Raw genomic sequence first — 13,572 nt, 5'->3', positions numbered from 1 at the left:
CGCCGGAGATGCGGAACTCGCCCGATGCGCCGGCACCCCTCGGAGGACGAGAGTGGAGACACGGCAGACGAACTGCCGCCACCGGGCCCAACGGCCCACGTCACCAGGGGAATCGCATGTACGAGTACGAGCTCCACAAGGTCATGCAGGCCGAACTGATCCGCCGCGCCGACGCCGAGCGGCTCGCCCGGGAAGCACGTCGCGCCGACCGGGCCGCCCGCAGTTCGGCACGCCAGGAACGCGGGGGGAAGGTGAGTGCGGACCGCGAACGGCAGCGGTTCGCGCACGCCGCGTAAGGGCCGGAAGACCATGCCGGTCCAGCTTCCCGGATCCGGGCTGTCAGACGCGTATGCGATGCTCGGCTTCGTGGAGACCAGGTCAGTCAGCCCCGTGTTCGTCGGCCGCGCAGAAGAACTCACCTCGCTCACCGACGCGCTCGCACGCGCCACCGCGAAGGGCGCCGGACCGGACGGCAGCGCCTGCGGAGAACCGCAGGCGCTGCTCGTCGGCGGCGAGGCGGGCGTCGGCAAGACCCGTCTGGTCGAGGAGTTCCTCGCGGTGGCGGCCCGCCGGGGGGCCGTCGTCGCCGTGGGCGGCTGCGTGGAGATCGGCGCGGACGGTCTGCCCTACGCCCCGTTCTCGGCGGCCCTTCGCGCCCTGCGCCGCACGCTCCCCGACGAGATGGCCGCGGCCTGCGCCGGGCAGGAGAGCGAGCTGGCCCGGCTCCTTCCCGAACTGGGCGAACCCGGGCGGGACTCGGCCGACGAGCACGGCACCGCCCGGCTCTTCGAGCTCACCGGCCGGCTGCTGGAGCGCATCTCGGCGGAGCGCGCGGTCGTCCTGGTCCTGGAGGACCTGCACTGGTCCGACGCCTCCACCCGGCACCTCCTCGCCTACCTGTTCCGTACGCTGCGCACGGGCCGCCTCGTGGTGGTCGGCACCTACCGGGCCGACGACATCCACCGCCGCCACCCGCTGCGCCCGCTCCTGGCCGAAATGGACCGGCTGCGCACCGTCCGCCGCATCGAGCTCAACCGTTTCAGCCGGGCCGAGGTCCGCCGCCAGCTCGCCGGCATCCTCGCCGACACCCCGGAACCCGCCCTGGTCGACGAGATATTCGAGCGTTCCGACGGCAACGCCTTCTTCGTCGAGGAGCTCGCCTGCAGCTTGGAGTGCGGTGACGGCGCCGGAGTCCCCGACTCGCTGCGCGACCTCCTGCTCGTCCGGGTCGAAACACTCACCGACGACGCCCAGCGAGTCACCCGGGTCGTGGCCGAAGGCGGTTCCACCGTCGAGTACGAACTGCTGGCCGCCGTCGCCGGCCTCGCCGAGGACGACCTCATCGAAGCCCTGCGGGGAGCGGTCGGCGCCAATCTGCTGCTCACCACCCCGGAGGGCAACGGCTACCGCTTCCGGCACTCCCTGGTCCGCGAGGCCGTCAGCGACGACCTGCTGCCGGGCGAACGCTCCCGGATCAACCGCCGTTACGCCGAAGCCCTGGAGGCCGACCCCACCCTCGTCCGCGACGGGGAGCGCGCCACCCGCCTGGCCAGCTACTGGTACGGGGCGCACGACGCGGCCAAGGCGCTGCCCGCCGTACTGAGGGCCTCGGTCGAAGCGCGCCACCGGCACGCCTTCTCCGAGCAGCTGCGGCTGCTGGAACGGGCGATGGAGCTGTGGGACGACGCCCCGGAGGCGATCCGCGCCACGCTGCGCCCCATCGACTACGCCGAGGTCTACCCGGCCTGTGGCTGCGACAACGCCACCCCGCTGCGGTACCTCGACCTGATGGCGGAGGCCACCGTCGCCGCACGCTTCGGCAGCGACCGCGAACGGGCCCTCACTCTCTGCAAGAAGGCCCTGCGCATCCTGGAGGGCGAGGACGACGCACTGCGCGCCGCCTGGTTCTGGGTCCAGCGCTCCCGGCTGGTCCAGGACCTCACCCGGGGCGACGGCTGGGAGGAACTGGCCACCGCAGAGGAACTCGTCCGCGGACTGCCCCCGTCGGCCGTGCACGCCGATGTCCTGATGAGCGTGGCCGGCTGGGGCGCCCTGCACCGCCCCGGCGCCGATACCCTCGCCGCCGCGGACCGCGCCGTGGAGTACGCCCGGCTGGTCGGTGACGAGTACATCGAGCTGCACGCACGTCTCACCCGGGGCTGGCTGACCGCGGACGCCGGAGACGCCGACGACGGCATCGCGGAGATGTACGCCGTCCGCGACCGGGCCGAGGAGCTCTGCCTCGTCGGCGTCATGGGCCGCGCGAGCATCAACCTCCCCTCGACCCTCGAAGCCATGGGCCGTTCCCTGGAAGCGGTCTCCGCCGCCGATCACGGGATCGAGATCTGCCACAGCCACGGCATAGCCGACACGGAGGCCTGGGTCCGCACCAACCAGGCGATGTCCCTGTACTCGCTCGGCCACTGGGACGAGGCCCTGGCCACCGCGGAGGCCGCCGCCCGGGTGGCGCAGTCCCGCAAGGCCCAGGGCCTGGTCGCCGCCCGCCGCACCGAAGTAGCCCTGGCGCGCGGAGACTTCGACGAGGCCGAACGGCAACTCGCCCTGAACAAGCGAAGCTTCGGCTCACGTGACCCGCAGCCCCAGCACTTCATCAACGCCGTGCGCCACACCGTCGTCCTCGCCGTGCAGCAGGGCCGCCTCAGCGAGGCCCGGACGGCCTTCGAGGCCCAGGCGGAGACCGGCTTCCCGACCGGCACCCAGCGCTACGCCCTGCCTCTGCTGTACGCCGTCGCGGCGGCCGAGGCCGATGCCCGCGGCCTGCCCGCCACCGAGCCGGGGCGGCCGGCGAACCTCGCGCTGATCCGCAGCCACCTCAAGCGACTGCCGATGCTCGTCCCGGTGTGGGCGGCCTACGGTCTGCTCGTCGATGCCGAACTGGCCCGTGCCGAGGGCCTCGACACCCCCGGCCACTGGTCCCGGGCGGCCAAGGCCTTCGCCCCGCTGTGCCGCCCGTACGAGCTGGCCCAGATCCGTCACCGCTGGGCCGAGTCCCTGCTCGTGGCCTCCGGAGACCGGGCCGCGGCCACCGCCCTGCTGCGCGAGGCACACGGCACATCCCTGCGCCTGGGCGCGCGCCCGCTGACCGAGACCATCGAGCTGCTGGCCGGCCGCGCCCGCATCACCCTCGCCACCCCCGACGCGCTTCGCGGCCCTGGTCCGGCCGGCGGCTCCGGCTCGGGGTCCGGGGCGGAGATCCTGGAGGCCGTCACGGTCCCCGACGGCGACGGCGCCACCGACGAGCGGACCGGCCGGGACCGCTCCGAGGGGCAGCTCCGGGCCGCGGCCGCCGCTGCGGTCGAGTCCTTCGGGCTGACCCGGCGGGAACAGGACGTGCACCGGCTCGTCGCGGACGGCCACACCAACCGCAGGATCGCCGAGGAGCTGTACATCTCGCCCAAGACCGCGAGCGTGCACGTCTCCAACATCCTGGCCAAGCTCGGGGTGGCCAGCCGGGGTGAGGCCGCCGCGCTCGCCCACCGGCTCCGCCTCTACCGGACGCCCACGGGCTCCTGAGGCCCCGGAGCCGGCGGCAGGGCGGGGGCCTGCGACCGGAACGGGGGACGAGGGGGAGGGCGGGGGAGGGGCCGCGCTGTCCGGCAGCTCGCCCGCGGGGATGCGGGCACGCGGGGACGCGCGGGGACGCGGGGACGCGGGGATGCGGGCACGCGGGGACGCGCGGGGACGCGGGGACGCGGGGACGCGGGGACGGTGCCGAGGGCGAGCGCCAGGATGCCGAGGCTCCCTCGCGGGGACGCGGACAGCTACACCGTTCCGCCGCGCTCTCCGGTACCCGCGTCCCCGGGCTCCGCGTCCCCGGGTGCTGTGTCCTCGGTGTCCGGCCGGCGGACCACCACCTTGCCCGAGGTGAGGTCTATCGGGCCGCGCGCCGGGTCACCGATGCCGAGATCCACCCGGCTCAGCTCCAGCCGCCGCTGCTCCTCAGCGGCGTGCTTGCGTCCGGGTGCGAAGAGTTCCTCGAAGAAGTTGAACACGGGCCGCGCACCCTTCCGCCTGCTGTAGCCGCTACCGCACCTCAAGCACCAGGATCTTGTCGTCTCCCGGCTTCGGGGTGCCACGGGTGTCCGTCTCGCTCGTGACGAGGTAGACCTTGTTGCCGCCCGCCGCCAGCACCGTGCGCAGACGGCCGTACTTCCCCTTCAGGAACGACTGCGGGGCCGCCAGAGGTTCCTTGCTCTCGTCACCGGACAGCGGAATCCGCCAGAGCCGCTCACCCCGCAGACCGGCCATCCAGATGGAACCCTTGGCGTAGGCGATGCCGCTCGGGGACGCCTCGGACGTCTTCCACTGTGCCACGGGGTCGAGGAAACCCTTCTCGCCCGCCTTGCCCTCGGCGTCCGGCCAGCCGTAGTTCCCACCGGGCACGATCCGGTTCAGCTCGTCCCAGGTGTCCTGGCCGAATTCGGAAGCCCACAGCTGCTTGTGGCTGTCCCAGGCGAGGCCCTGCACATTGCGGTGACCGTACGAATACACCACGGAGTCGGCCTGCGGGTTGCCGTGCAGGGGCTCCCCGTCCGGCGTCATCCGGAGGATCTTGCCGGCCAGCGACTTCTTGTCCTGCGCATAGCCGTGATCCCCCGTCTCGCCCGTCCCCGCGTACAGCATGTGGTCCGGGCCGAACGCGATCCGTCCCCCGTTGTGGATGGAGCCCTTCGGGATGCCCCGCAGGATCGTGTCGGGAGCGCCCAGCAGCTGACCGGGTGTCGTCCCCTTCTCGTCGTAGAGCATGCGGGCGATGCGGTTGTCCGAGGCGGTGGTGAAGTACGCGTACACCAGATGGTCCGTGCCGAAGGTGGGGGAGACCGCGATCCCCAGCAGCCCGCCCTCCCCGTCGGGAGCCACCCCGGGCACGGCGCCCAGCAGTGTCTTCTTCCCGCTCTCCGCGTCCACCCGGGTGATCGTCCCCTTGTCGCGCGAGGACACCAGAAGGTCGCCGTCCGGCAGGGCCGTGAGGCCCCACGGCGAGTCCAGCCCTTCCGTGAGGGTCGACACCACCTTCACCGAGCCCTTCGCGGGCGGCAGATCGGCCGCCGGACGCGAGGCGGACGGGGCCGGCGTGCTCGATCCGGTCTTCCGGGGCCCGGCCGGTGAGCTCGCGCCCTGGCCCGCCGTGCTCTCCGCCCCCTCCTGCGACGAGCACCCCACGGCGAGCACCAGGGCACCGCTCGCCAGCAGAGCCACCGCCCCACGCCGCACCCCGGCCCCCGGGCCCAGCCGCGCCCTGCTCAGCCGTGTCCTGCTCAGCCGCGCGAGGCGACCACTCCCATGAGGCGTCGTCCGACTCCTCATCGGGTCCTGCCCAGATCCGATCACCGCACCGATCCCTTCGACGGCCGCCTGTCTACTGTTCTTACACCGCGGCCCGCCCCGAGGTTCCCGATGACGGCAGACTTTCTCGATCAGAGACCAGGGACCAGCCCAGAGACCAGATATTCAGCGGCCGGTGCTCACGGACCAGCGGCCGGTGATCGAGGCCAGTGGCCGGTGTCCGCGCGCCCGCGCTCAGTCCCACGACTCCCGCGCCGGCGGCAGCCGGTCGATCTCCGCCAGGTCCTGCGCCGTCAGCGGCAGACCGGCCGCCCCCGCGTTCTCCACCGCCCAGCGCTCCCGCTTGGTCCCGGGCACCGGAACCACCTGCGGCCCCTGCCGCAGCGCCCAGGCCAGCGCCACCTGCGCGGGCGTCGCCCCGTGCCGCTCCGCCACCCGCCGCAGCCCCACCACCACCGGCTGGTTCGCCGCCATCATCTCGGCGGTGAACCGGGGGTGCCGGGCCCGCAGATCCTCCGGCTCGAAGCCCTGCCCCGGCGTGAGGGTCCCCGTCAGATACCCGTTGCCCAGCGGCATCGCCGCCAGGAACCCCACACCCCGCGCCGCACACCACGGCAGCAGCGACTCCAGCGCCTGCGGCGACCACACCGAGAGCTCCGCCTGCACCGCGCTCACCGGAAAGACCTGCTGCACCCGTTCCAGCTGCCGGATCGTTCCGTCGTGCAGTCGCGCACCCGGCCGGCGCGAGGCCCGTGCCCCGATCGCACACAGCCCCAGCGCCCGGACCTTCCCCGCGGCCACCAGCTCCGCCATCGCGCCCCAGGTCTCCTCGACCGGCACCTCGGGGTCGGCCCGGTGCAATTGGTACAGATCGATCACATCGGTCTGCAGCCGGCGCAGCGAGGCGTCGCACGCCCGCCGCACATAGCCGGGCCGGCCGTTGGCCACGATGTGCTGATCGCCCACCAGCAGTCCGCACTTGGTGGAGACGAAGGCCTCGGAGCGGCGCCCCTTGAGCGCCCGCCCCAACAGCAGCTCATTGGTGAACGGTCCGTACATGTCGGCCGTGTCGAGCACTTGGACGCCCGCGTCGAGCGCCGCGTGCACCGCGCGCAGGGCTTCGTCGCCGCGCTGCCGCGGGGCGCCGTACGCCCAGCTCATCGGCATGCAGCCGAGACCGACCGCGCCCACGGCGAGCGCCGCCGCGCCGAGACTCCTGCGCTCCAACTCCCCGCACCCTTCCTCGGCCCCGCCGGCAGGGGGCCACACTCCGCACCCACAAACTAACCTCTGCTCCCCGCGCGCCGTCGCATAGCCTCCTGACCATGACTTCCACCATGAATTCCACCGCGGCCCCCGATGTGTGGCTGCCGATCGAGGCCGACGGGATCGAAGGGCTTCCCGAGGGTCTCAACTACCGTTTCTGGAACGGCGGACAGGAGTACCCTGCCGACCCCGCGCACTGCGCGTTCTATGTCGTTCCGTACATGAAGGGCCCGCAGGTCGCGGTCCGCCCGCTCGCCGGGATGAGCGCGGTACGGGTCGTGCAGACGCTCTCCGCGGGCATCGACCACGTCGAGCCGGGGCTCGGCCTGCTGCCCGCCGGTGTGCGGCTGTGCAACGCCAAGGGGGTCCACGAGGCGTCCACCGCCGAGCTGACGCTCGCCCTGATCCTCGCCTCCCTGCGCGGCTTCCCCGGCTTCGTGCGCGGCCAGGACGACGAGGAGTGGCGGTCCGGGTTCTACCCGGCGCTCGCCGACAAGTCGGTGCTGATCGTGGGGTACGGATCGATCGGCTCGGCGATAGAGGACCGGCTCGCGCCCTTCGAGTGCGCGCGGGTGGCGCGCGTCGCGCGCTCTGCGCGGACCACCGCACGCGGGCCCGTACATACGCTCGACGACCTGCCCGCGCTGTTGCCCGAGGCCGACATCGTGATTCTGTCCACCCCGCTGAACCCTTCCACGCAAGGGCTGGTGGGCGCGGACTTCCTCGCCGCGATGCGGGACGGGGCGCTGCTGGTGAACGTCGCCCGGGGCGGCGTCGTCGACACCAAGGCCCTGCTGTCCGAACTCGAGTCCGGCCGGCTGCACGCCGCACTCGACGTCACAGACCCGGAACCGCTCCCTTCCGGCCATCCACTCTGGCATGCTCCGAACGTCCTGATCACTCCTCATGTGGGCGGCAGCACTTCGGCGTTCCTGCCGAGGGCCAAGCGTCTGATCGCCGGACAGCTCAGCCGCTTCGCCGCGGGGGAGCCGGTCCACAACGTCGTACGCACCACCGGCTGAACACGCTGCGAGCACGCTCCACGGCACTCCGTGGCGACAAGTCCCCAGGTCGTCACGGAGAGTAGAGGAACTATGTCCCTGCGTGACGAGTCTGGTGTATCGTCCGAAAGGGAGGCTGCGCCGTGGAAGGGACGGCGCCGGGGAGGAAGCCACACGCGAGGGGGCGACGGGCGATGTACGGCCGATGGGTGAACGATCCGACATGGCGGGGTGACCGCAGACGGCCGGCGGGGCGTCCGGTGCGCCGGCGCCGCGGCCGTCCGCAGACCGCGGGAGCGCCCCGTTGAGCGCGCCGGCGAGCACCCGCGGAGCGCTCCTGGCCCGGCGGTCGGCCGTCGGCAGGACGCCCGCCCTCCTCCCTCAGCTCCTCCTCGGCCTCGCCTGCGCCGGATACGCGGTGGGCGCGGGCCTGGGCTGGGGCTCGGTGCGGCTGGCGCTCTTCATGGGTGACTTCGGCCTCAGCACCGCAGCCCTGGCCGCCGCCGTCTCCTGCTTCCTCTTCGCACGCGCGGCGGACAACCGGTTCCGGCCCGCCTGGCTGCTGTTCTCGTTCTCCTCGCTGATGGCCTCCGGGGGCAACGCGGTCTGGGGGTGGTACGAGTTCGTGCGCGGGCTGCCGGTGCCCAGCCCCTCCCTCGCGGACCTCTTCTATCTCTGTTTCGCGCCGCCCGCGATCGTCGGACTGCTCGTCCTCGCCAAGCGCCCCGTCACCCGGGCCGGCTGGGTCTGCCTGGCACTCGACTCCTGGCTGATCGGCGGATCGCTCCTCACGCTCTCCTGGAGCCTCGCCCTCGCCCACACGGCACATCTGGCGGACGTCGAGGGCGCCAGCGTGGCGAGGGCGGCGCTCTCGCTGGCCTACCCGCTGCTCGACATCGTGCTGGTCTCCATGGTCCTCGCGCTGCACTTCCGGCGTGCCAGCGTCAACCGCGCCGCGGTGAACACGGCCATCGCCGCCCTCGCCCTGACCGTGTTGTGCGACGCCCTGTTCACCTCGCCGCTGCTGCGCCAGACGTACCACTCGGGGCAGTTGCTCGACGCCGGCTGGTTCGCCGGTTCGCTGCTCCTCGCCTACGCCCCCTGGGGAGCGGGCCGGGCGGAGGACCATGCTGTCCAGGAGCGGCCCGTACCGCGGACCACCAGCCGCCCCATCGCCGGTTCGCTGGCCGCGCTGACGCCCTACCTCGCCGCCGCCGTCTGCACGCTGGGCATCCTCTACAACGTCATCGAGGGCCGCAGAGTGGACCGGGTGGTGGTCTTCACCGGCTGCACGGTGGTGCTCGCACTGGTCGTCCGGCAGGGCATCATGCTCGTCGACAACATCGCCCTCACCCAGGAACTGGCCCAGAAGGAGAACCACTTCCGCTCCCTGGTGCAGGGCTCCAGCGACGTCATCATGATCGCCGCCCCGACCGGCATACTCCGCTACGTCAGCCCCGCCGCCTCCGGTGTCTACGGGCGCGAGGCGGAGGACCTCGTCGGTGCCGAGCTCTCCTCGATCATCCACCCCGACGACCTGGGCGCCGTGGTGCACGAGGTGCGCCGCTTCCTCGCCGCCCCACCGGCAGAGGAGCCCACCACCCGTATCGAGTGCCGCTTCAGGTCCGGCAGCGGCGAATGGCTGAACGTCGAGTCCACCGTCAACCGCCACCAGGGCGGGCTGATCCTCAACAGCCGCGATGTCACCGAACGGGTCCGGCTGCAGGCCCAGTTGCAGCACAACGCCGAGCACGACCCGCTCACCGACCTGCCCAACCGCGCACTCTTCACCGACCGGGTCCGCCGCACCCTCGGCGGCCGCCGGTCCGGTGACGCGGGCACCGCCGTCCTCTTCATCGACCTGGACGGCTTCAAGGCGGCCAACGACCGGCTCGGCCACCAGGCGGGCGACGAGCTCCTCATCCAGGCCGCCCGCCGCCTCCAGGACTCCGTACGGGCCGGGGACACCGCCGCCCGGCTCGGCGGTGACGAGTTCGCCGCCCTCATCGTCGGGGACGGCAGCCGCGAGCAGACCGCCCGCGAGTACCAGGTCCACGAGATCGCCGACCGGCTGCGCCTCACCCTCTCCCGGCCCTACCGGATCGGCGCCGGAGAGGTCCGGGTCACCGCCTCCATCGGCGTCGCCTTCGCGGAGCCGGCCATCACCCCCAACGACCTCATGCGCAACGCGGACCTCGCCATGTACCGCGCCAAGGCGGGCGGCAAGGACCGCGTCGAGCTGTACGCCCCCCAGATGCAGGCCGAGGTGGTCCGCCGCTCCGAACTGGCCGTCCGGCTGCGCACCGCCCTGCGCGACGGCGAGTTCGCACTCCTCCACCAGCCCGTGGTGCATCTGACCAGCGGTACGGTCGCCGCCGTCGCCGCCCAGGCCCGCTGGCGCTCCGCCCAGGGCATCCTGTTCACCCCCGCCGAGTTCCTCCGCGTCGCGGAGGACAGCGACCGCACCGCGGAGCTGGGCCGCTGGCTCCTCGAAGAGGCCGTCGAGCAGGCCGCGGACCGGGCCCGCGCCGGACACCACGTCTCCGTCGCCGTCCGGCTCTCCGCCCGCCGGCTGCTCGACAAGGCGATGCCCTTCGGCTCCGTCGAGGCACTGCTCACCCGCTACGGGCTGCCGTCGGGGGCGCTGATGATCGAGGTCTCCGACAGCGACCCGAGAGTCTCCTTCGACGAACTCGAACAGCGGCTGGTGGCCCTGCGCCGACTCGGCGTGCGGATCGCGCTCGACGGCTTCGGCAGCGGCTACGCCGCGATCAACGCCCTGCGCCGGCTCCCCATCGACGTACTGAAACTGGACCGCGGCCTGGTCGAGGGTGTCGTCGAGTCCGCCCGGCTGCACAAGATCACCAGCGGACTGCTGCGGATCGCGTGCGACCTCGGCATGCAGTCCGTGGCCGACGGCGTCGACGTACCGGAACAGGTCCTCGCCCTGCGCGCCATGGGCTGTACGCACGGCCAGGGCTTGGCCTTCTCCGGACCGCTGGACGAGTACCGGCTGCGCCGCGTGCTGGTCCGCGGTGACTTCCCGGTGCCCGGCGGCAGCATCGCGCAGCAGGTCCTGACGGGCGGCTCGATCCCGCTCCTCACCGGATCACATACTGAGACGCCCGTCCCACCCACTTGACACGCCGAGTGCGTCGGAGAGAGGGTCAATGCCATGCGCACCCGAATTCTCGTACTTGGAAAGCGCGTCGGCTGAAGCAGAGTCCCTCACTGACACTCTGCAGACCGCACCGGCGCGCTCCCCTCGCTTGCCTCACGGCACGAGGGGTTTTTTGTTGCACCGGTACCACGCAAAACGTCGTAAAACACTCGCAAAAACCCTCAGCTTCGAGAAGAGAATGCCGATGACCGAGCAGGCCACCGGGGCCCACCATCCCCAGCCGCGAGCCCGTACCGGCGGATCGTCCTCCGCCGCCGTTGAGCACCTCACGGGCGCGCAGTCCCTGATTCGTTCTCTTGAGGAAGTCGGGGCCGATACGGTATTCGGCCTCCCCGGCGGCTGCATTCTCCCGGCGTACGACCCGCTGATGGACTCCACCCGGGTCCGTCACGTCCTGGTCCGTCACGAGCAGGGCGCGGGCCACGCGGCCACCGGCTACGCACAGGCCACCGGAAAGGTCGGTGTCTGCATGGTCACCTCGGGGCCCGGTGCCACCAACCTCGTCACCCCGATCGCCGACGCGGCCATGGACTCCGTGCCCATGGTCGCGATCACCGGCCAGGTGGCCTCCGCCGCCATCGGTACGGACGCCTTCCAGGAAGCCGACATCTGCGGCATCACCATGCCGATCACGAAGCACAACTTCCTGGTCACCCGCGCCGAGGACATCGCGCACACGATCGCCGAGGCCTTCCACATCGCGTCCACCGGCCGCCCGGGACCGGTCCTCGTCGACATCGCCAAGGATGCCCTCCAGTCGAAGACCACCTTCTCCTGGCCGCCGCAGATGGACCTGCCGGGCTACCGCCCGGTCACCAAGCCGCACGCCAAGCAGATCCGCGAGGCCGCCAAGCTCATCGCCCAGGCCAAGCGCCCGGTGCTGTATGTCGGCGGCGGCGTCATGAAGGCCGGCGCCACCGCCGAGCTGAAGGTCCTGGCCGAGCTCACCGGAGCGCCCGTCACCACCACCCTGATGGCGCTCGGCTCCTTCCCCGACAGCCACCCCCAGCACGTGGGGATGCCCGGCATGCACGGTGCGGTCACCGCCGTCACCGCGCTGCAGAAGGCCGACCTGATCGTCGCCCTGGGGGCCCGGTTCGACGACCGGGTCACCGGCAAGCTGGACAGCTTCGCCCCGTACGCCAAGATCGTGCACGCCGACATCGACCCGGCGGAGATCGGCAAGAACCGCGCCGCCGACGTGCCGATCGTCGGGGACGCCCGTGAGGTCATCGCCGATCTCGTCCAGGCGGTCCAGGCCGAGCACACCGAGGGCAACACCGGCGACTACACCGCCTGGTGGAAGGACCTCAACCGGTGGCGCGACACCTACCCGGTCGGCTACGACCTGCCGGACGACGGCAGCCTCTCGCCGCAGCAGGTCATCGAGCGGATCGGCGAACTCGCCCCGGAGGGAACGATCTTCGCGGCGGGCGTCGGCCAGCACCAGATGTGGGCCTCGCACTTCATCAAGTACGAGCAGCCCGCCACCTGGCTGAACTCGGGCGGTGCGGGGACGATGGGGTACGCGGTGCCGGCGGCGATGGGGGCCAAGGCCGGGATGCCGGACCGCACGGTGTGGGCGATCGACGGTGACGGCTGCTTCCAGATGACCAATCAGGAGCTCACCACCTGCGCGCTCAACAACATCCCGATCAAGGTCGCGATCATCAACAACGGCGCGCTCGGGATGGTCCGCCAGTGGCAGACCCTGTTCTACAACCAGCGGTACTCCAACACCGTGCTGCACTCCGGCGCCGACACCGACGGCAACGCGGCGAAGGGCACCCGGGTGCCCGACTTCGTCAAGCTGTCCGAGGCCATGGGCTGCTACGCGATCCGCTGCGAGGACCCGGCCGACCTGGACAAGGTCATCGCCGAGGCGAACTCGATCAACGACCGCCCCGTCGTGGTGGACTTCATCGTCCACGAGGACGCGATGGTGTGGCCGATGGTCGCCGCCGGCACCTCCAACGACGAGGTCATGGCCGCCCGCGGCGTCCGCCCCGACTTCGGCGACAACGAAGACGACTGAGAGACAGAGAGAGACCGACTTCATGTCCACCAAGCACACGCTCTCCGTCCTGGTCGAGAACAAGCCCGGTGTCCTCGCCCGGATCACCGCGCTGTTCTCCCGCCGCGGCTTCAACATCGACTCGCTCGCGGTCGGTACCACCGAACATCCCGACATCTCCCGCATCACCATTGTGGTCAATGTCGAGGGCCTGCCCCTGGAGCAGGTGACCAAGCAGCTCAACAAGCTGGTCAACGTCCTGAAGATCGTCGAACTCGAGCCCGCCGCTGCGATCCAGCGCGAGCTCGTCCTGGTGAAGGTCCGCGCCGACAGCGAGACCCGGTCCCAGATCGTCGAGATCGTCCAGCTGTTCCGCGCCAAGACCGTGGACGTCTCCCCGGAGGCCGTCACGATCGAGGCGACCGGCGGAGCCGACAAGCTGGAGGCGATGCTCAAGATGCTGGAGCAGTACGGCATCAAGGAGCTCGTCCAGTCCGGCACCATCGCCATAGGACGCGGCGCGCGCTCGATCACCGACCGGTCGCTGCGCGCCCTCGACCGCACGGCGTAGCCGCCTCCTCGCCGCTCGTATGGCGAGACCCGAAAACGCAACCGACGCACCCCGCCGTACGGTGGGACGCAACACCCGCACACAAGGAGAAGACCCAGTGGCCGAGCTGTTCTACGACGACGATGCCGACCTGTCCATCATCCAGGGCCGCAAGGTCGCGGTCCTCGGCTACGGCAGCCAGGGCCACGCCCACGCGCTGTCGCTGCGCGACTCGGGTGTCGACGTCCGTGTC

The 13,572-nt window shown here is 71.7% G+C and carries 9 protein-coding genes and 1 pseudogene; 7 read left to right on the top strand and 3 right to left on the bottom strand.

Going from position 1 to position 13,572, the window contains the following annotated elements:
- Positions 1 to 116: 116 nt before the first annotated feature.
- Together ACIP89_RS12025 and ACIP89_RS12020 are read left to right on the top strand one after the other, a co-directional pair.
- Complete coding sequence (locus tag ACIP89_RS12025) at positions 117 to 296, top strand: hypothetical protein (protein ID WP_401920092.1); 180 nt, start codon at positions 117 to 119, stop codon at positions 294 to 296.
- Between the two features lie 58 nt (positions 297 to 354).
- Entirely contained in the window at positions 355 to 3,534 is a 3,180-nt protein-coding gene (locus tag ACIP89_RS12020; protein WP_402115197.1) for an AAA family ATPase, read from the top strand.
- A gap of 248 nt (positions 3,535 to 3,782) precedes the next feature.
- Here the strand turns inward: ACIP89_RS12020 and ACIP89_RS12015 are convergent, their stop codons facing one another.
- The 3 genes from ACIP89_RS12015 to ACIP89_RS12005 all read right to left on the bottom strand — a co-directional run bounded on the left by ACIP89_RS12015 (position 3,783) and on the right by ACIP89_RS12005 (position 6,534).
- Positions 3,783 to 4,013 (bottom strand): DUF6191 domain-containing protein, encoded by a 231-nt coding sequence (locus ACIP89_RS12015; protein ID WP_402114616.1) that lies wholly within the window; start codon positions 4,011 to 4,013, stop codon positions 3,783 to 3,785.
- A 31-nt stretch (positions 4,014 to 4,044) separates the two neighbouring features.
- The gene (locus ACIP89_RS12010; protein ID WP_402114613.1) at positions 4,045 to 5,220 is read right to left on the bottom strand and encodes a PQQ-dependent sugar dehydrogenase; all 1,176 of its coding nucleotides are present in this window, start codon (positions 5,218 to 5,220) and stop codon (positions 4,045 to 4,047) included.
- Between the two features lie 321 nt (positions 5,221 to 5,541).
- On the bottom strand, positions 5,542 to 6,534 hold the full coding sequence (locus ACIP89_RS12005; protein WP_401928170.1) for an aldo/keto reductase: 993 nt from the start codon (positions 6,532 to 6,534) through the stop codon (positions 5,542 to 5,544).
- A 98-nt stretch (positions 6,535 to 6,632) separates the two neighbouring features.
- Here ACIP89_RS12005 and ACIP89_RS12000 point away from each other — a divergent pair, with 98 nt between their 5' ends.
- From ACIP89_RS12000 to ACIP89_RS11980, 5 genes and pseudogenes are all read left to right on the top strand, one after another.
- Complete coding sequence (locus tag ACIP89_RS12000) at positions 6,633 to 7,595, top strand: 2-hydroxyacid dehydrogenase (RefSeq protein WP_402114610.1); 963 nt, start codon at positions 6,633 to 6,635, stop codon at positions 7,593 to 7,595.
- A 283-nt stretch (positions 7,596 to 7,878) separates the two neighbouring features.
- Positions 7,879 to 10,716: a putative bifunctional diguanylate cyclase/phosphodiesterase gene (locus ACIP89_RS11995; RefSeq protein ID WP_401928175.1), complete on the top strand. Its 2,838-nt coding sequence runs from the start codon at positions 7,879 to 7,881 to the stop codon at positions 10,714 to 10,716.
- Positions 10,717 to 10,933: 217 nt separating this feature from the next.
- Positions 10,934 to 12,790, top strand: a complete 1,857-nt coding sequence (locus ACIP89_RS11990; RefSeq protein WP_401920078.1) for an acetolactate synthase large subunit — start codon at positions 10,934 to 10,936, stop codon at positions 12,788 to 12,790.
- A 22-nt stretch (positions 12,791 to 12,812) separates the two neighbouring features.
- Positions 12,813 to 13,340: an acetolactate synthase small subunit gene (ilvN, locus tag ACIP89_RS11985; protein ID WP_073738667.1), complete on the top strand. Its 528-nt coding sequence runs from the start codon at positions 12,813 to 12,815 to the stop codon at positions 13,338 to 13,340.
- 97 nt (positions 13,341 to 13,437) lie between these two features.
- Positions 13,438 to 13,572 (top strand): annotated as a pseudogene (locus tag ACIP89_RS11980) (ketol-acid reductoisomerase); the annotation flags it as partial.

This window comes from Streptomyces sp. NPDC088730 (genome assembly GCF_044751215.1).
GTDB lineage: Bacteria > Actinomycetota > Actinomycetes > Streptomycetales > Streptomycetaceae > Streptomyces.
This window is presented reverse-complemented; position numbering and strand designations above follow the sequence as displayed.

Bases quoted from the DNA above. Each gene is read 5' to 3' on its own strand.
- ACIP89_RS11990 (WP_401920078.1), top strand. From the start codon at position 10,934: ATGCCGATGACCGAGCAGGCCACCGGGGCCCACCATCCCCAGCCGCGA.
- ACIP89_RS12020 (WP_402115197.1), top strand. From the start codon at position 355: ATGCTCGGCTTCGTGGAGACCAGGTCAGTCAGCCCCGTGTTCGTCGGC.
- ilvN (WP_073738667.1), top strand. From the start codon at position 12,813: ATGTCCACCAAGCACACGCTCTCCGTCCTGGTCGAGAACAAGCCCGGT.
- ACIP89_RS12025 (WP_401920092.1), top strand. From the start codon at position 117: ATGTACGAGTACGAGCTCCACAAGGTCATGCAGGCCGAACTGATCCGC.
- ACIP89_RS12000 (WP_402114610.1), top strand. From the start codon at position 6,633: ATGACTTCCACCATGAATTCCACCGCGGCCCCCGATGTGTGGCTGCCG.